Source organism: Rathayibacter sp. AY2B5, from assembly GCF_002931645.1.
Taxonomy (GTDB): Bacteria; Actinomycetota; Actinomycetes; order Actinomycetales; family Microbacteriaceae; genus Rathayibacter.
Genome location: NZ_PSUE01000028.1, coordinates 12,022 through 28,440, shown reverse-complemented (window position 1 = coordinate 28,440; position 16,419 = coordinate 12,022). Strand labels below are relative to the sequence as shown.

Sequence of the window (16,419 nt, the reverse complement as noted above, 5' to 3'; positions counted from 1 at the left end):
GGACTCCGCTCGCAGGGGCGCCGGGCCCCACTCCGAGCGCAGACGCGCAGGCGCGCCCCGGAACGGCCGGGACGCGCCTGCGAGCGTGCCTCGCTACTCCTGGATGAAGGCCAGCAGGTCGGGGTTGATGACGTCGGCGTGGACGGTCAGCATGCCGTGCGGGTAGCCCTCGTAGATCTTGAGCGTCGAGTTCTGCAGCAGCTCGTGCTGCTTGAGCGAGGCGTCCTTGTAGGGGACGACCTGGTCGTCGTCGCCCTGGGTGACGAGGACGGGGACGGTGATCGCCTTCAGGTCCTCGGTCTGGTCCGTCTCCGAGAAGGCCTTGATGCCCTCGTAGTGCGCGAGCGCGGATCCGGTCATGCCCTGGCGCCACCAGTTGTCGACCACGGGCTGCGAGAGCTCGACCCCCTCGCGGTTGAAGCCGTAGAAGGGCCCGGAGGCCACGGCCTGGTAGAACTCGGCGCGGTTCGCCGCGAGAGCGTCGCGGAAGCCGTCGAACACCGAGATCGGCGTGCCCTCGGGGTTCGCCTCGGTCTGCACCATCAGCGGCGGGACCGACGAGACGAGGACGGCCTTGGCCACGCGGCCCTGGGGCTCGCCGTACTTCGCGACGTAGCGCGCGACCTGGCCGCCTCCGGTGGAGTGGCCGATGTGGATCGCGTTCCGCAGGTCGAGGTGCTCGACGACCGCGTTCACGTCGCTGGCGTAGTGGTCCATGTCGTGTCCGGTGCCGACCTGGGTCGAGCGTCCGTGCCCGCGGCGGTCGGTCGCGATGACGCGGTAGCCGTGCGCGTGGAAGAACAGCATCTGCGCGTCCCAGTCGTCGGACGACAGCGGCCAGCCGTGGTGGAAGACGATGGGCTGCGCGTCGGTGCCGCCCCAGTCCTTGTAGTAGATCTCGACGTCGTCGTCCGTGGTCACAAACGGCATCTTCGAACCTCCGTGCTCGTGTCGATCCCGAGCCCGGCCCGGGTCGTGTCCAAGGTGGTGCCTCCCCGGATGAGGGTGGGGAGCGGCTCCACGATAGGGGCGTGGGAGCGCTCCCTGAAGAGCGCGGGGAGATGTTCCGACGATCGTCCAGACCTGGTCGCCCGGGCGGTGCCGGGGCCGCCGGCCGCGCTCGCCGAGTGGGGTCGGATGACTCGTGACCGGCACCGCGGACGCTGACAGGATCGCGGCGGACGCGCCCTCCCGCGGCGCGCGGATCGGAGGTCGCGATGCCCACGACGACGCCCACGACGACGGCCCTGCCGACGCGCAGGACGACGACGCCCCAGCGGGCGGTGCTCCGGTGACCGTCGAGGACCGCGTCCCGATCGAGCCGCAGGCGGTCGTCGCTCCGCTCAGCCGGTCCGCCGTCTTCCTCTCGCTCGACATCGTCGGCGGGCAGGACGCCGCGGACCGCGTGCGGGACGTCGTCGCCGACGTGGGCGGGATCCTCCGCGCGGTCGGCTTCCGCGACCTGGGCCTGCGCCTCTCCTGCCTGGTCGGGATCGGGAGCGACGCGTGGGACCGCTTCGGCGGGGAGGGGCGCCCCGCGCAGCTGCACCCGTTCCGGGAGGTGGTCGGCGCGGCGCACACGGCCGTCTCGACGCAGACCGACCTCCTGTTCCACATCCGGGCGGAGCGGGACGACGCCTGCTTCGAGTTCGAGCGCCTCCTGCTCGACGCGCTCGGCGAGGACGTCGTCGTCCGCGACGAGGTGGTCGGCTTCCGCTACTTCGACAACCGCGACCTGCTGGGCTTCGTCGACGGCACCGAGAATCCGACCGGCGAGGCGCTGCCCCGCGTCGCGCTGATCGGCGCGGAGGACGCGGCGTTCGCGGGCGGCAGCTACCTGGTCGTGCAGAAGTACCTGCACGACCTGACGGCGTGGCACGCGCTCACCACCGAGCAGCAGGAGCGGGTCATCGGCCGGAGCAAGGCCGACAACGTCGAGCGCGAGGACGATCCGGCGCAGCTCTCGCACAAGGGGCTCGCGACCGTGGTCGACGCCGGCGGGACCGAGCACGACATCCTCCGCGACAACATGCCCTTCGGCCGGCCCGGCAGGGGCGAGTTCGGCACGTACTTCCTCGGCCTGGCCGCCGACCTGTCGGTGATCGAGACGATGCTGACGCGGATGTTCGTCGGCGTGCCCGCGGGCCGGCACGACCGCCTCCTCGACTTCTCGACCGCGACGACCGGCGGGGTCTACTTCGTGCCCTCGCGGGACGTGCTCGAGGGCCTGGGCGGCTGACCCGGGCCGGTCGTCGGGGCGCGGATCGAGTCGGATGACCGTGGTGCCGCCCGGGCCGGAGCGGTGGGATCGGAGCAGCGCAGGCGCGCAGGACGATCAGCAGGGAGAACGCCGTGGAACCCGACGACAGCACCGCTCCGCACCACGAGACCCCCGGTTTCGGAGACCCGGACCTCCCCCAGGAGGGGATCGTGAACACCGAGGCCGATCCCTCGGCGAACACGATGACCGGCCCGCAGAACCGCGTCCTGGAGGGACTGTTCCCGAACCAGATCGCCGCGCCCGCGACGGACATCAGCACGCAGCCGTTCTTCTGGTCCTCCTTCAACATCTCGCCGCGGCGGGTGCAGCGGGGAGGCTGGGCGCGCGAGCTCACGCAGGCCGATTTCGCGATCTCGAACGAGATCGCCGGCGTGAACATGTACCTCGAGGCCGGCGGGATCCGCGAGCTGCACTGGCACCAGAGCGCCGAGTGGGCGCTGATGACCAAGGGGAACTGCCGCATCACCACGCTCAGCCGCACCGGCCGGCCCAGCGTCGACGACGTGCAGGAGGGGGACCTCTGGTACTTCCCGCCCGGCCTGCCGCACTCCCTGCAGGGCCTCGGCCCGGACGGGGCGGAGTTCGTGCTCGCGTTCGACGACGGCGAGCAGTCCGAGAGCAACACGCTCCTGCTCACCGACTGGTTCGCGCACACGCCGCCGGACGTGCTGGCGAAGAACTTCGGCGTCGCGCAGGAGGTCTTCCGCGACATCCCGCTGCACGACCTCTGGATCTTCCCGGGCGACGTGCCCGGCGACCTCCAGGCCGACCGGGCCGCGGCCGGGGTGCAGGACGGCGACGAGGCGGTGATCTTCCGGCTCTCCCGCTCCGAGCCCGCGTACCAGAACAGCGGCGGCCGGATCCAGATCGCCGACAGCACGAACTTCCCGGCCTCGCGCACGGTCTCGGCCGCGCTGACGACCGTCGAGCCCGGCTCGATGCGCGAGCTGCACTGGCACCCCAACGCCGACGAGTGGCAGTACTACCTCCGCGGATCCGCTCGGATGACCGTCTTCAACACCGGCCCGCACGCCAACACGACCGACTTCCACGCCGGAGACGTGGGCGTCGTGCGCCGCAACTTCGGCCACTACGTGGAGAACACCGGCGACGACACGCTCGTCTACATCGAGACCTTCAAGAGCTCCCGCTACGAGGAGGTGTCGCTCGCCCAGTGGCTGAGCCACCTGCCGCCGTCGCTGGTCGCGCAGCACCTGAACATCCCGGAGGAGGTGCTGGCGACCTTCCCGCCCGGGACGCAGGGGATCACTCCGCTGCGCTGAGGGAGGGACGCGCGGAGGGGACGGGGACATGACGGAGGATCACGAGGCGGCGCTCCTGCCGTGGGCGGGGAGGGCGGCGGTGCTGCTGGATCGGCACCTGCGGGTGCTGGCCGCGACTCCGCTCGCGCGGGCGCTCTCGCCCGCCTTCGCCCCGGGAGTGAGCATCGCCCGCTTCACCTTCCTGGACTCGTCCGAGGTCGAGGACCTGCCCTGCTGGGGGTCCGCGGCCGATCAGGTCGCGGCGATGCTCCGCGACTCGCTCGAGCGGCATCGGGGGGACCGGGAGTTCCTGACGGTCGTCGGGGAGCTCTCGGCGAGGAGCCCCCGGTTCGCGGACTCGTGGGCGGCAGGGGCGGAGGCCGACGCACGCGGGTCGGTCGTGTTCCTCGTCACCGCGGTCGGCTCCGTTCCGATGGACTACCGGCTGGTCCGGGACGGCGCGCGCCTCCTGCTCCTGTTCGAGGCGGGTGACGCGGCGGGTCGCGAGGCTCTCGCCCGGCTCGCCGCCGCTGATCAGGCGCCGGCCGGGGCCGCCAGCGCGGTGCCCGACTCCGGAGCGGGCCGCAGCGAGGCGAGGACGTCGACGGCCGCGGCCGCCGGAGTCCCCGCTGCCGCGAGGTAGGTCACGACGTACCGGCCCGGAGCGCCGGCGAGCTCCAGGGTCTGCATCTCGAGGTCGATCCAGCCGAACGGCTCGACGTGGACGCGGATCCACCGGTGGGTGAAGGGGCGGACCTGGTACTCGGCCCAGATCGACCGGAACAGCGGATTCTCGACCGAGCACTCGCCGACGATCTCGTGCAGCCGCGGATCGTCGGGGTCGCTGTAGAACCGCAGCGCGGCGATCAGCTCGCGGAAGACCTGGCCCCACGCCCGCAGCTGGTCCGGCGGGTCGCCGTTCGCCACGGCGCGCGCGTAGCCGCGGGAGGTGGAGAGCAGCGTGTTGGCGCCGGGCACGCCCTTGTCGGGGGCGAGACGGCTCATCAGGTCGTTCGCGCCGAGGACGTCGAGGTTGCGGTCGAACGCGTACGCCGGGGTCCTCGGCCAGTGGGCGAGCAGCGACTCCACGCCCTGGCCCGGCGGAGGAGAGTCGGGACCGTGCGGGCCGGGGCGCAGCCGGGCGAGCCGGAACGAGGTAGGCGCGCTCGAACTCGTCGAAGGCGAGCGCCTCGGCGAGGGCGTTCAGCACCTGGTCGGACGGGGCGACCGCGTGCCCCTGCTCGACGCGGAGGTAGTAGTCGCGGCTGATCCGGGCGCGGTCGGCGACCTCCTCGCGGCGCAGGCCCGGCACCCGCCGCCGGGTGCCCGCGGTCGGCACGCCGACCTGCTCCGGCCGCAGCGCCGCCCGGCGAGCGCGGAGGAACTCCGCGAGGGGGCTGCGAGAGCTCATCGTGCGACTCCATCGGATCACCCGCCGCGTCGAGCGGCGGTCGTGCGGGGGTGGGGCCGTACCGGTCGTCCGGTGGGACACAGAGTACCGTCGGGCGCTCGCGGGGCCCACTGCCCTCCTGTGCCCCCCGGCCCGGCGCCGATCGGGGGCCGGGCGCTCGGGACGGTTCGACAGAGGGTGCGCTCCGGAGGGTTCCGACAGAGGGAGGAGAGCGCGGCCGCGCCCGGCGGTCAGCATGGGGTCCTCGGAACCCGTCCCTCAGGAGTCGCGATGACGATCAGTGCACTCTCCTCGCCGCCCGCGCACCCGAGCGCCCCCGAGGACGTGGTGGTCCGGATGCTGAGCTCGGCGTCGCCCGCGCGGGAGCGGCTCCTGGTGGTCGAGGGCGGGATCGGCTCGGGCCGGACGCACATGCTGCGCTCCGCCGCGGCCACCGCTCGCGCCGCCGGCTGCGAGGTCGTGGAGGTGCGGCCGGACCGGGGCGACGCCGTGATCGGCGCGTCCTCGCTCGCGCTGTTCGCCACGCTGATCGGCCGTCTGCAGCGGGTGCGCGACTCCTCCGCCTCGCCCTGCGACCCCGGCTTCCTGATCGTCGTCGACGACTGGGAGCGGTTCGACGTCGCCGCCCGCGAGACCCTCCAGGCCCTGGTGACCCGGCTGGTCGACGAGGTCGGCGCCGCCTGCCTCCTCGCCACCGGCGACCGGCGCGTCCTCGCCGGCTGGGAGGGCCTCCGGCACCGTCGCACCGAGCCCCTCGACGCGGAGGCGGCCTGCGGCTTCCTGCGCGCCCACGGCGGCCGGCGGTCGCTCGCCGTCGAGGCGCGCCTGCTGCGGGTCGCGGAGGGGAATCCGCTGCTCCTCGACGTCCTCGGGCGGGCGTGGGCCGACGAGGACGCTCCCTCGCCCTTCCCGGTCTACCCGCGGCTCGAGCAGGCCGAGACCAGGGTGCTCGACCTGCTGGCTCCGCTGTCGGAGGAGTGCCGGGAGGCGCTCCTGGTCGCCGCGGTGGCGGGCGCCGAGTTCCCGGAGAGCATCGGGTCGGCCCTCGGAGACGGGGACAGCGCCCTGGTGCAGGCGGGGATCCTGACGGCGGGCGGCCGTGCGTTCCGCGACCCGGTGGTCCGAGCGGTGGTGCTCTCGACGGCGACGCCCCGAGCGCTGCGGGCGGCACGGAGGCGGCTCGCCGAGCGCCCGGAGTCGGCCCCGCACCTCCGCCTGCTGCTCGCGGCGGACGACGCCGCCGGGCCGGAGGAGCGGGCGCGGCTGCTGAGGGACGCGGCGGAGGAGCGACTCCGCGCGGGTCGGCCGCAGGAGGCGCTGCTCCTTTTCACCGAGGCGCGCTCGAGTGCGCGCGGTGCTGCTCTGCGGGAGGAGCTCGAGGCGCGCGCGGCCGCCGTCGCGGCCTTCACCGGCGACGCGGCGGCCCTCGAGCGGGTGGTCGAGCGCTCGCGGGAGGACGGCGGGGTTCCCGGGGCCGGCGTCGAGGCGGCGCGGCTGGCCGATGCGCTGCTCCGCACGGGGGACGTGGGCGGGGTCCGCCGCGCGGCCCTCCGGGGGCTCGGCGCTCGGGTGGGGCGTGGGGGCGCGGGAGTCGGTGGTGCCTCGCTCGTCGGCGGTGACTCTCCTGTCGGTGGTGTCTCTCCTGTCGGTGGTGTCTCTCCTGTCGGCGGTGTCACTCCCGCCGAGACCGACGCCTCCCGCGACGACGCCGGCAGCCTCTCCGCCGACCGCGTCGCCCCTCACGACGACGCCGCCGACCTGCTGGTGACCGTTCTCCACCTCGCCTGCATGCTCCGCGGCGATCCCGCGTGGTGGCAGGAGGCGCTCGCCGTCGGCGAGGAGCACCCCCTCGATCCCGTCCTGCGCCTCGTGGAGGCCTGCGTGCGGCCGGTACCGGACGAGGAGTGGGAGCGCCGCCTGCTGCTCGCCGAGGACTCCGCGGTCACGGGCGACCCGTGGAAGACGGTCGCGCTGCACCTCGCCTGGTCGCTGCTCGAGGTCTCGGACGAGCGCCGCGACCGCCTCGCCGGGCTCCTCGACGGCGGGGAGGAGGCGGACGGCCTACGCGGCGCCCTCGCCCTCCTCCGCCGCGGCACCACCGCACTCGACGGCGGTCGAATCGACGACGCCTCGGCCGACCTCCACCGCGCCGCCGCCCGCGCCGACGACCTGCCCGCCGTGCGCGCGCTGATCGACGCGACTCGAGCCCGGATCCACGCCGTGCAGGGCGACCGCGCACGCACCCTCGAGTGCGCCGAGCGCGCGACGGCCTGGGCGCTGCGGCACGGAGCGGCGTCGGTCGCGCGCGCCGCCGATCACGCCCTGTGCTCGCTCGACCTCGGCGGCGGCCGTTTCGAGGAGGCGCACGCCCGCTCCTCCTCCCGCGCCGGCGGCGATCCGCTGGAGCTCCTCGACGCAGCCGAGGCCGCCTCGCGCCTCCGCCTGCCCGAGCACTGCGCCGAGCTGGCGGCGGCCGCGGCGGACCTCGCCGCGCGGCCCCTCGCTCCCCGCGGGCGGATGCTCGCCCTCGCGGCGACCGCGGTCCTCGATCCGACCGGCGGCGCGGGCGCCCTCTTCGAGCGCGCCCTCGACCCGGCCTCCGAGGAGTGGCCGTTCGAACGGGCACGCGTCCAGCTCTGCCACGGCGAGTGGCTGCGCCGCCGGATGCGCCCGCTGGAGGCCCGCACCCGGTTCCGCCAGGCCGCCGCGGGGTTCGCCGCGGTGGGAGCCGAGCTCTGGCTCGCCCGCGCCCAGCACGAGCTGCGGGCGGCGGGCGGAGCGGGGGAGGCGCCGGTCGCCGCCGACCTCAGCGAGCAGGAGCGGCGCGTGGTCTCCCTGGCCGCCGCCGGCCTGTCGAACAAGCAGATCGCCCAGCAGCTCTTCGTCTCGCCCCGCACCGTCAGCGGGCACCTGTACCGGATCTTCCCCAAGCTCGGGGTGACCTCGCGGGCAGGGCTCCGCGACGCGCTCCTCAGCCTCGAGGACGCCCGGAGCGCGTGACGGAGCCGCAGGATCGAGTCATCCGACCTGGTGCCTGCCGCCGCGGGAGGCGCATGCTGAGCGCATGACGTCGCAGCAGATGATCGACCCCTCCGTCCCGCCGAGCGGCCCCGGCTGCGTCGAGTGCGAGCAGTCCGGCTCGTGGTGGCTGCACCTGCGCCGCTGCGCGCTCTGCGGGCACATCGGCTGCTGCGACGACTCGCTGAACCGCCACGCGACGGCCCACTACCGCTCGACGGGCCACGCGATCATCCGCAGCTTCGAGCCCGGCGAGGACTGGTTCTGGGACTACCGGACCGACGACTACGCCGACGGCCCCGCCCTGGCCGACCCGCAGAGCCACCCGGCGAGCCAGACCACCCCGGGGCCGAAGGACCGCGTGCCGCGCGACTGGCAGTACCTCCTCGCCGAGCGCGCCGAGCGCGGCTGAGCCGCGCGCCTCCGCGAGAGCGCAGGACTTTCGCGAGAGTCCAGGAGTTGTCGCACTCGGCATCGACTGCGACAACTCCTGGACAGTCGCCGGCCGCCGGCTCCCTGCGCACGTCCGCAGGCGGCGTGCAGCCAGAAGTCACCGTGCTCGCGACCGACCACGGCGACTTCTGGATGGTCGCGGCGGCCCGCCGAGGAGCGATCGCCACGAGAGTCCAGGAGTTGTCGCACTGGGCGTCGACTGCGACAACTCTCGAGCAGTCGCGGCCGTCGGAGCCGCCGACACCCAACGCTTGTCCACAGGCGGCGAGTAGCCAGGAGTCGCCGTGCTCGCGTCCGACCACGGCGACTTCTGGATGTTCGCGGCGGCCCGCCGGGGAGAGAGCGCCACGAGAGTCCAGGAGTTGTCGCACTGGGCGTCGAGTGCGACAACTCTTGAGCAGTCGCGGGAGCAGTCGCGGGAGCAGGTCGGAGCCAGCTGCCCAGCCGGCGGCCGACGCCGCGCCTGATCGGCGTTCGTCAGCTCCAGACCCCGCCGGCCAGACCCTGCCCCGTCACCCCCTCTCGACCCCGTCCAGCGCCTCCGCCTCGGCGATCCGCAGCCGCATCTGCCGGTAGCGGTGGAACTGGTACACCCCGTGCAGCACCGCGAGGACGACCGCGGCCGCCATCCCGCACGCGATCGCGGAGACCTCGTCCGCGCCGCTCTGCGTCAGCGCGAGCGCGACTCCGGCGCCCGCCACGATCGAGTTGACCACCGCGATCGCCGAGGACATCGTGAAGAAGATGCCCCGCCAGCTCTGCCGCCGGCCGATCTCGAGCAGCTCGTTCGGCGCGTGGCGGCCGCGCGGCACCGCGAAGTAGGCGCCCGCTCCCGGCAGCAGGGTCCCGTAGTAGCGGCGGATGCGCTGGATGGCCGTCAGCGCGGCGATGTCCTCCATCGAGGTCTGCACCAGCCGCTCGTAGGTGAACACCCCCAGCAGAACGACGACCGGGATGATCACGGCGAGGAACCCCATCGCGTACCGCGTCGGGGCGAGGAAGCCGAAGGCCACGAGCGAGCTGGAGAGCATCGTCAGGTAGAGCGAGGCGCGGCTGCTCGACTCCGTCACGGTGATGCCGCGCGCCGACTCCAGCACGAAGTGCTCGGTCAGCAGGGCGTTGAGGAACGCGGCCGGCCGGTCGGGGAGCGACGCGGCGGAGACGGCGGCCTCGGGCAGCGCGGGCGTGCGGGGAGGGTCCTCCTCGTCGAGGCGGTCGCCCGGCTCCGGATTCACGGCCGCACCTCTCGCGGGGACCGCACCTCTCGCGGGGCCGCCCCGCGGCGTCCGCTCTTCGAGTCATCCGACTCGCGCACCGGCTCCACCCGCGCGCCTACCGTCGGACGCGACGCCGAGCACCGCCACCGGGGCGCGTGCGCAGACACCGAAGGGCCGTTCATGACCGACACCCGCCACCTCCACTCGAACCAGCGAGACACCCTCGAGCGGCTGCTCGAGGACTCGCCGAGCCACAACGTCCTCTGGGCGGACGTGCTGACGCTGCTCGAGGCCGTCGGCACCGTCCACGAGAAGCACGACGGCGCCTTCTCGGTGACGGTCGGCTCGACGACCGAGACCCTCCACCGGGCGCACCACAAGGACGTGGACGAGCAGCAGCTCGTCGACCTGCGCCGCCTGCTCCGCGGAGCGGGGTACGGCGCATGAGCGCGGGGACGCCCGCCGACCTCACCGGGTCGGCCGCCGAGCGCCTCCGCCGGCTGGACGCGCTCGACGCGGGTGCGCTGACCGAGGAGTGGCTGCTGCGCCAGCTGCGCCTCGCGCTCGGGGATCTCGCCGCGCTCGAGCCGGCCGCCGAGGCCGAGCAGGAGCGGCGCGAGGACTTCTGATGCGGCGGGCGGCCGTCCGGGGTGCACGCGGCCGGCACCCGGACGGCCGCCGGCCCGCACCCCGCAGCGCCGCCCCGCTCCGCCGCTCATCGCCCGGCCGCCGCGCTGCGGGCGCGCAGCAGCACGCCGGCCGTCGCGGTCGCCGCCAGCACGAGCGCCGCGAACACCGTCAGCACCGTCGTCGCGGCGACGAGGTTGAGCGCCGCTCCCGCCGCCAGTGCGGGCACCGCGAGCCCCGTGTACGCGACCAGGAACACCACCGCCAGGGTCTCGCCCCGGCGGGCGGGATCCGCGAGGGCGACCGCCGTGCCGATCGAGCCCTTGAAGAGCAGCCCCACCCCGAAGCCCGAGACGACGGCGCCGGCGCCGGCGAGGAACACTCCCAGCTGCGGAGCGATCGCTCCGGCCGCGACCGCCGCGAGCCCGACCGCGCAGCCCGCCACCGCGATCGAGAGCTGCAGGCGCGTCCCCACCTTCACGAGCAGCAGCTGGCCGAGGGCCGCGGAGGCGAACACGGCGAAGGACGTCGCGCCGGCCAGCAGGTGGTCGCGCACCTGGAAGGTCTGCACCAGGAACGTCGGTGCGAGCGAGGTGAAGAGGCCGAGGACGGAGAAGGCCGAGAACGCTCCGAACGCCGCGAGCAGGAACGCCCGGCGCGTATCCGCCGGCACCGAGAGCCGCTGCGGCCGGTAGGCGGGCGCCGTCTCCGGCACGTCGACCGTCTCGGGCACGAGGAGCAGCGCGAGGCCCGCCACGAGCAGCGCGACCAGGAACACCTGGTGCGGCAGGAGGAGCGGATCGGGCAGGAATTCGGCGAAGACCCCGCCGAGCAGCGGGCCCAGCGAGAGCCCGCCGAGGTTCACTGCGCCCGAGATCGACGCGGCGACGATCGTGTTCTCGTCCGGCCGGGCGCGGGCGCGCAGCTCGCCGAGGTGGGCGGTCGCGGTGGCGGTGAGCATCCCGATGCTGACGCCGTTGACGAAGCGGGCGACGATCAGCCCAGGCACCTCCGTCGTCAGCGAGAAGAGCACGGCCGAGACCGCCGAGACGAGCACCGCGATCAGCAGCACTCGGCGGCGGCCGAGCCAGTCGCTGACGTGACCGGCGAGGTACAGGCTCACGATCACTCCGACCGCGTAGGCGGCGAAGACGACGGTGATCACGAACGGCGGGAAGCCGTCGAGCTGCTGGTAGAGCGGGTAGAGGGGTGTCGGCACCGTCGAGTACGCCATCACGAGCAGGAAGGTCGCGGCGACGATCCAGAAGCCGACGCCGTGGCGCACCGTCGGCAGTCGGCGGCTCACGAGGTCTCCTGCAGGTGGCGGTGGGCGAAGGTGACGGCCATCGCGCCCTCGCCGACGGCGGAGGCGACGCGCTTGACCGAGCTGCGGCGCACGTCCCCCGCGGCGAAGGAGCCGGGGACGCTCGTCTCGAGGTAGAACGGCGCCCGCTCGAGCGGCCAGTCGCGAGCCGCGTGCTCGCCGGCGAGGTCCGGTCCCGTCACGAGGTAGCCGCCGGAGTCGCGGACGATCGCGGTCTCCGCCGCCCACGTCGTATCCGGCTCGCCCCCTATGCAGACGAAGAGGTGGGAGGTGGCCAGCGCCCCGTGCGCGCCGGTCGCCGAGTTCTCGACCTCGATCGACTCGAGGGCGTCGGCGCCGTGCAGGCGGGTGACGCGCGAGTCGAGCAGGATCGTCACGTTCGGCTGCCGGACGACGCGCTCCGCGAGGTAGGAGGAGAGGCTGTCGGCCAGATCCGGGCCGCGGACCAGCATGGTCACGTGCCGCGCGTGCGCCGAGAGGTTCATCACGGCCTGCCCGGCCGAGTTGCCGCCTCCGACGACCACGACGTCCTCGCCCTCGCAGAGCGGCGCCTCGCTCGTGCCGGCACCGTAGTAGAGGCCGACGCCGAGCAGCTCGTCCTCGCGCTCGAGGCCGAGCCGGCGCCACTGGATGCCCGTGGCGCAGATGTTGGTGCGGGCGACGACGGTCGTCCCGTCGGCGAGCAGCGCGTGGATCCGGTCGTCGGCGAAGCGCCCGCGGATCCCCTCGCGCATCCGCAGCAGCTCGGCGCCGAAGGAGACGGCCTGCTGCCGCGCGCGCTCGGCCAGATCGGCTCCCGCTATCCCGTGCGGGAAGCCGAGGTAGTTCTCGATCAGGCTGCTGGAGCCGGCCTGCCCGCCGATCGCCGAGCGCTCGAGGACCACGACCTTCAGCCCCTCCGAGGCGGCGTACACGGCGGCCGAGAGCCCGGCCGGGCCGGCTCCGTAGATGGAGAGGTCGTACTCCGCGAGCCGCGGCGAGCCCACCCAGCCGAGCCGGGCCGCGACCTCGGCGAGCGTCGGATCGGAGGCGCGGCTGCCGTCCGGGAACACCACGAGGGGGAGCGACGCGGTGGCGAGCGGATGCCCCGCGACGGCGAGGCACTGCTCGTCCGTGTCGATCGGCGTCCACGAGAACGAGACGACGCTGCGCGAGAGGAGGTCGCGGATCTCCCACGCGTCGCGGCTCTCGCGCCGCCCGTAGAGGCGGACCTGCGGGAGGTCCCCGGGCACAATCACGAGGCACGCCGCCGCTCGAGCCCGTCGCGGAACTTCATCAGCTTGAGGCAGAGGTGCAGCGTGCTGCGGGCGAGGCCGTCGTCGAGCGCGTCCCGGACCGCCTCGGGCAGGTTGTCGAGACGGTAGTAGAGCGTGGTGCGGTGGATGTGGAGGAGCCCGCACGCCTCCCGCACGCTGCCGCGCACGTCGAGGTAGGCCTCCACGGTCCGCCGCTGCACCTCGTCGCCCCGCTCGAGCAGCGTCGCCGCGGCCGGCGAGAGCATGGCGAGCTGCGAGCTGTCCGCCCCGATCGAGGCGAGGAGCACCCAGGCCCCGAGCTCGGCGATGTCGGCCCGGCTACGGCCGTCGGGCAGGGAGCCGACGATGGTCGCCGCGAGAGCGGCCCGCTCGGCGGTCGGCAGGAGGTCGTCGTCGCGGACGTCGAAGCGCGCCGAGCCGATCGCGTCGACGGCCGTGCCGCGGCCGCGCGCCTCCGCCCGCAGGACATCGTCCGCCTCCGCGGCGGCCTCGGGCGCCTCCACGCTCACGAAGAACAGCACGCCCTCCTGGTCGCCGAGGAACGTCAGCCCGGAGGCGGCGCTCGCGTCGATCCGCCGCGCCAGCGCCGTCCGCTGCAGGGAGCCGGTCGAGCCGGTCAGCCGCACCGCGCGGACCACGGTCTGGGCGTCACGGCGCAGCCAGCGGCGCTCCACCGCCTCGGCGAAGGAGGCGCGCCGGGTGCCGCCGTCGGCCGCCAGGAGCGCCGCGAGGACGTCCGCGCGCCGGGAGCTGCCGCCCGCCCGCGTCGAGGGGCCGAGGAGGCGGCGGATCGCTCCGACGGCCGCATCGATGAGCGAGTACTCGGCCGGAGTGAGCGGTGCGGGCCGCTCCCGGGGGAGGAGGAGGGTCGCGAGCCGGCCCCGCGGATCCTGGACGGGGAACACCCCGTCGCGGGGCGCCTCCTCGCGCGCGCGCGTCGCCACCAGTACCCGGCTCGAGGCGTCCTCGATCGTCACCGGGCGGTCGAGAGCCTGGGCGAGCTCGTCGGCGAGGTCCTGCAGAGTCATCGGCGGGGATCCGTGTGGGGGGCCATGCCGTGATCCTCGCGGAGGGAGCCCTCCCGAAGCGTGGCCCTTCCAGGCCCACCTTGCGCGTCGGATCCGCTGCCGGCCGCGATGAGACGCTCAGCCTCCGCTGCCGGGGCGGTCCCCGGGGGTCCCGTCCGCGAGGAGGCGGTCGAGGACGTCCGGCCAGTCGAGCAGGACGCCGATGTGGCCTCGACCGGGCCGGATCGTGAGCTCCGCAGCCGGGTGGAGGCGGCGGATCCGCTCCGCGTGGGCCACCGGGACCACCCTGTCCGCCGCGCCGTGGTGGAGGAGGACCGGCGCGGTGAGGCGCGAGAGGTCGACTCCCCAGGGCATGACGAGGGCGAGGTCGTCGTCGACGCTCCCGCCCTGTTCGAGCTCCGCGGCGCGTCCGGCCTCTGCGCCGAGCGCCGTCAGCGGGCCGTCGAGGGCCGAGTAGTCGTCACCGGTGAACTGCTCCGGATCGAAGCGGGCCGTCTCCTCCCACTCCTCGCGCGCAGCCCGGCCGTCGCGCGCGCTGCGGAGAGCGCCCGGATCCTGCATGCCCTCGAACCACGCTCCGTCGTCACTGAAGGGCGCCGGGCTGCCGAACGTCGCGACGCCCCGGACGCGATCACCTCCGAGAGCCCCGACGGCCAGTGCGTGCGGGCCGCCGCCGGAGTAGCCCGTCACCACGAAGCGCTCGATCCCGAGCAGGTCGGCGACGCGGAGCACATCGGCGGCCGCGTCCGCGAGGCTCCGTCCGGGAGCCCGCATCGAGCCGCCGAAGCCGGGACGGGCGACGGAGACGAGCCGGATGCCGCGCGCCGCAGCGGCGTCGACGTGGGGAGCGAGGAGTGCGCCGGTGTGCGGTGTCCCTCCGCACCAGACGACTGCAGCGCGGGGGGCTCGAGTCCCGGGGAGGTCGTGGGCGACGAGCGTGCGCGAGTCGACGCGGAACTCGTACCGGGACGTAGCGGCGCGTCCGGTCATGGAGGAACGGTAGCCGCATGTCGAGGGCAGTGGGCGTCGCCCGGCCCGACCGGGATGCGACGTCTCGTCGTAGGGTCGACGGGAGGGTCGGTGGGCCCTCGGACGGGAGGGGTCCGCATGTCGATCGACGAGGTGTCCGACGGGATCGAGGCGGCCGCCGCGCTGCCGTACGTGCGCTCCGGCTTCTCCGGCGCGACACCGTACGGGATCGCGCAGCGCTTCGCCGCGGGGGAGCTGACGCGGGAGCAGGCCGTCGACGAGCTCGGCCGCCGGCGCTACCGGCCCGGATCGCCGAGTGACGGCTTCGACTGGACGACCCTCGACCCGGGGGAGTTCGAGGAGGTCCGCCGGGCCCTGTCCGATGGTCTGCTCGACGCCGCGATGTACGACGAGATCCTCGACCGGTACAGCGGGCAGGACTCCTCCGGCGAGAGCGCGGCGTCCGCGGAGGAGAGCGCATGAGCGCCGGCCCCCTGGACCTCGCCTTCACCGCCCCGATCGGTGTCGCCGTGAAGGGCGACCTCTGGTCGTGCGTCGAGGTGCCCGGCTCCGTCGAGCTACTCGGCACAGGGAGGTCGGTGAAGGTGGTCGCCACCGTCGACGGCGAGCCGGTGACCGCGGGCCTGCTGCCGACCGGCGCCGGCGGCCACATGCTGTCGATCAGCGCGAAACTGCGGAAGACGATCGGCAAGGACCTCGGCGACGTCGTCACCGTCCACCTGACCGAGCGCCTGAGCTGAGCACTGGCGGTTGGCCAGGGCCCGCGTGCGGATGGTCGACTCGACGGATGCGGAATCGAGTCCTGTTCGTCGTCGGGGTCACAGCGATGTTCGTCGCGCTGGTGCTGAGGCTGGTGTGGCCGGCCGGTGAATTCGCCTCCGGCTTCTCGCTCGCCCTGCAGCTGAGCGGCATCCTGCTCCTCCTGGTCTACGGGGTGAAGCACTTCACGGGGCGGCCGCGCCGGAGCTGAGCGGCTCATCCCAATCGGGGGTGTAGGAGTTGGGGTCTGAAGCCGCCGGTCTCGAGCAGGCTTCGGGCGATGCAGTTGGTCAGGTTGCGGAACCCGAGTGCGGAGCCGCGCAGGTGTTCGAGCCGTCCGTTGAGCGCCTCGGCCGGCCCGTTGCTGGTGCCGGGTCGTTCGAAGTAGGCGAGCACGTCAGCGGCTCGCTTGTTCAGGGTCCGGCCCAGGGTGGTGAGCTCGGTGAGCACCTTGGGGACGCCGGCGCTGAGGTCGGTGATCAGCTTCTCCATGAGCTCGCGGCCACGTTGCCGGTCCTCGTGGCGATAGGCGGCGATCATGCGCTGGTAGACACCCCAGGTCGCCTCGACCTCGACGTGAGCGTCATCAACGAACAGCGCGCGTAGCCTGTCGCTCTGCTTGTCGGTGAGCAGGTCCGCGCCGGTGTGCAGACCGAGGCCGTCGAGTCGAGCGAAGGCGGTCAGGTCAGGGCGGCCGAAGCCGGCCGGCGGGGTAGCGTCGGACACGTCGAGGTCTTTCGGATGGATGGCGTAGGAACCTCCGTCGTCGGGAGACCTCGACGTCTATCTGCGG

General features: G+C 74.0%; 17 protein-coding genes and 2 pseudogenes. 10 read left to right on the top strand and 9 right to left on the bottom strand.

All coding sequences use genetic code 11. The features are described 5' to 3' along the window. Positions 1-93: 93 nt before the first annotated feature. The gene (locus tag C5C30_RS14880) at positions 94-930 is read right to left on the bottom strand and encodes an alpha/beta fold hydrolase (protein WP_104334006.1); all 837 of its coding nucleotides are present in this window, start codon (positions 928-930) and stop codon (positions 94-96) included. A 214-nt stretch (positions 931-1,144) separates the two neighbouring features. Here C5C30_RS14880 and C5C30_RS14875 point away from each other — a divergent pair, with 214 nt between their 5' ends. From C5C30_RS14875 to C5C30_RS17425, 3 genes are all read left to right on the top strand, one after another. Then, positions 1,145-2,239 carry a Dyp-type peroxidase gene (locus tag C5C30_RS14875; RefSeq protein ID WP_308471026.1) on the top strand — a complete coding sequence of 365 codons (1,095 nt, stop codon included), beginning with the start codon at positions 1,145-1,147 and terminating at the stop codon, positions 2,237-2,239. A gap of 113 nt (positions 2,240-2,352) precedes the next feature. After that, positions 2,353-3,564 carry a cupin domain-containing protein gene (locus C5C30_RS14870; protein WP_258065994.1) on the top strand — a complete coding sequence of 404 codons (1,212 nt, stop codon included), beginning with the start codon at positions 2,353-2,355 and terminating at the stop codon, positions 3,562-3,564. Positions 3,565-3,592: 28 nt separating this feature from the next. After that, positions 3,593-4,186 carry a hypothetical protein gene (locus tag C5C30_RS17425; protein ID WP_146081554.1) on the top strand — a complete coding sequence of 198 codons (594 nt, stop codon included), beginning with the start codon at positions 3,593-3,595 and terminating at the stop codon, positions 4,184-4,186. On the opposite strand, the gene C5C30_RS14865 is transcribed toward C5C30_RS17425, so the two are convergent. Both C5C30_RS14865 and C5C30_RS18240 read right to left on the bottom strand, forming a co-directional pair. Further along, positions 4,078-4,632: a hypothetical protein gene (locus tag C5C30_RS14865; RefSeq protein ID WP_104334005.1), complete on the bottom strand. Its 555-nt coding sequence runs from the start codon at positions 4,630-4,632 to the stop codon at positions 4,078-4,080. The two genes, C5C30_RS17425 and C5C30_RS14865, sit on opposite strands and share 109 nt — an antisense overlap. Positions 4,633-4,708: 76 nt before the next feature. Beyond that, positions 4,709-4,954, bottom strand: a pseudogene (locus tag C5C30_RS18240) (helix-turn-helix domain-containing protein); the annotation flags it as partial. Between the two features lie 270 nt (positions 4,955-5,224). On the opposite strand from C5C30_RS18240, the gene C5C30_RS14855 reads away from it, so the two are divergent. Beyond that, a complete protein-coding gene (locus C5C30_RS14855) occupies positions 5,225-7,954 on the top strand; it encodes a LuxR C-terminal-related transcriptional regulator (RefSeq protein ID WP_104334004.1) in 2,730 nt (909 codons plus the stop codon). Between the two features lie 64 nt (positions 7,955-8,018). Next, the gene (locus C5C30_RS14850) at positions 8,019-8,384 is read left to right on the top strand and encodes a UBP-type zinc finger domain-containing protein (RefSeq protein ID WP_104308308.1); all 366 of its coding nucleotides are present in this window, start codon (positions 8,019-8,021) and stop codon (positions 8,382-8,384) included. A gap of 553 nt (positions 8,385-8,937) precedes the next feature. Here C5C30_RS14850 and C5C30_RS14840 read toward each other — a convergent pair. Next, a complete protein-coding gene (locus C5C30_RS14840) occupies positions 8,938-9,660 on the bottom strand; it encodes a hypothetical protein (RefSeq protein ID WP_104257442.1) in 723 nt (240 codons plus the stop codon). A 162-nt stretch (positions 9,661-9,822) separates the two neighbouring features. On the opposite strand from C5C30_RS14840, the gene C5C30_RS14835 reads away from it, so the two are divergent. After that, positions 9,823-10,089, top strand: coding sequence for a hypothetical protein (locus C5C30_RS14835; RefSeq protein ID WP_104334002.1), 267 nt, complete (start codon positions 9,823-9,825; stop codon positions 10,087-10,089). Then, positions 10,086-10,271 (top strand): hypothetical protein, encoded by a 186-nt coding sequence (locus C5C30_RS14830; protein ID WP_104224778.1) that lies wholly within the window; start codon positions 10,086-10,088, stop codon positions 10,269-10,271. Before C5C30_RS14835 ends, C5C30_RS14830 begins: the two co-directional genes overlap by 4 nt. A gap of 86 nt (positions 10,272-10,357) precedes the next feature. Here the strand turns inward: C5C30_RS14830 and C5C30_RS14825 are convergent, their stop codons facing one another. From C5C30_RS14825 to C5C30_RS14810, 4 genes are all read right to left on the bottom strand, one after another. Then, complete coding sequence (locus C5C30_RS14825; protein ID WP_258065990.1) at positions 10,358-11,575, bottom strand: MFS transporter; 1,218 nt, start codon at positions 11,573-11,575, stop codon at positions 10,358-10,360. Next, positions 11,572-12,825: an NAD(P)/FAD-dependent oxidoreductase gene (locus C5C30_RS14820; RefSeq protein ID WP_104224779.1), complete on the bottom strand. Its 1,254-nt coding sequence runs from the start codon at positions 12,823-12,825 to the stop codon at positions 11,572-11,574. The genes C5C30_RS14825 and C5C30_RS14820 overlap by 4 nt, the downstream gene beginning before the upstream one ends. A gap of 2 nt (positions 12,826-12,827) precedes the next feature. Then, a complete protein-coding gene (locus C5C30_RS14815) occupies positions 12,828-13,877 on the bottom strand; it encodes a helix-turn-helix domain-containing protein (protein WP_104224780.1) in 1,050 nt (349 codons plus the stop codon). A gap of 117 nt (positions 13,878-13,994) precedes the next feature. After that, positions 13,995-14,867: an alpha/beta fold hydrolase gene (locus tag C5C30_RS14810; RefSeq protein ID WP_104334001.1), complete on the bottom strand. Its 873-nt coding sequence runs from the start codon at positions 14,865-14,867 to the stop codon at positions 13,995-13,997. A 117-nt stretch (positions 14,868-14,984) separates the two neighbouring features. Here C5C30_RS14810 and C5C30_RS14805 point away from each other — a divergent pair, with 117 nt between their 5' ends. The 3 genes from C5C30_RS14805 to C5C30_RS14795 are packed head-to-tail and all read left to right on the top strand — an operon-like array spanning position 14,985 to position 15,837. After that, positions 14,985-15,329: a hypothetical protein gene (locus tag C5C30_RS14805; protein WP_104309218.1), complete on the top strand. Its 345-nt coding sequence runs from the start codon at positions 14,985-14,987 to the stop codon at positions 15,327-15,329. Continuing rightward, positions 15,326-15,607: a DUF1905 domain-containing protein gene (locus C5C30_RS14800; protein ID WP_104250445.1), complete on the top strand. Its 282-nt coding sequence runs from the start codon at positions 15,326-15,328 to the stop codon at positions 15,605-15,607. Before C5C30_RS14805 ends, C5C30_RS14800 begins: the two co-directional genes overlap by 4 nt. 47 nt (positions 15,608-15,654) lie before the next feature. Further along, a complete protein-coding gene (locus tag C5C30_RS14795; protein WP_104224784.1) occupies positions 15,655-15,837 on the top strand; it encodes a hypothetical protein in 183 nt (60 codons plus the stop codon). A gap of 5 nt (positions 15,838-15,842) precedes the next feature. On the opposite strand, the pseudogene C5C30_RS14790 reads toward C5C30_RS14795, so the two are convergent. Beyond that, positions 15,843-16,277: pseudogene (locus C5C30_RS14790) on the bottom strand (transposase); the annotation flags it as partial. Positions 16,278-16,419: the final 142 nt, after the last annotated feature.

Excerpts from the sequence above, each read along its gene's own strand:
- C5C30_RS14830 (WP_104224778.1), top strand. The coding sequence starts at position 10,086 with ATGAGCGCGGGGACGCCCGCCGACCTCACCGGGTCGGCCGCCGAGCGC.
- C5C30_RS14815 (WP_104224780.1), bottom strand. The coding sequence starts at position 13,877 with ATGACTCTGCAGGACCTCGCCGACGAGCTCGCCCAGGCTCTCGACCGC.
- C5C30_RS14800 (WP_104250445.1), top strand. The coding sequence starts at position 15,326 with ATGAGCGCCGGCCCCCTGGACCTCGCCTTCACCGCCCCGATCGGTGTC.
- C5C30_RS14810 (WP_104334001.1), bottom strand. The coding sequence starts at position 14,867 with ATGACCGGACGCGCCGCTACGTCCCGGTACGAGTTCCGCGTCGACTCG.
- C5C30_RS14850 (WP_104308308.1), top strand. The coding sequence starts at position 8,019 with ATGACGTCGCAGCAGATGATCGACCCCTCCGTCCCGCCGAGCGGCCCC.
- C5C30_RS14880 (WP_104334006.1), bottom strand. The coding sequence starts at position 930 with ATGCCGTTTGTGACCACGGACGACGACGTCGAGATCTACTACAAGGAC.
- C5C30_RS14805 (WP_104309218.1), top strand. The coding sequence starts at position 14,985 with ATGTCGATCGACGAGGTGTCCGACGGGATCGAGGCGGCCGCCGCGCTG.
- C5C30_RS17425 (WP_146081554.1), top strand. The coding sequence starts at position 3,593 with ATGACGGAGGATCACGAGGCGGCGCTCCTGCCGTGGGCGGGGAGGGCG.
- C5C30_RS14855 (WP_104334004.1), top strand. The coding sequence starts at position 5,225 with ATGACGATCAGTGCACTCTCCTCGCCGCCCGCGCACCCGAGCGCCCCC.
- C5C30_RS14835 (WP_104334002.1), top strand. The coding sequence starts at position 9,823 with ATGACCGACACCCGCCACCTCCACTCGAACCAGCGAGACACCCTCGAG.
- C5C30_RS14795 (WP_104224784.1), top strand. The coding sequence starts at position 15,655 with ATGCGGAATCGAGTCCTGTTCGTCGTCGGGGTCACAGCGATGTTCGTC.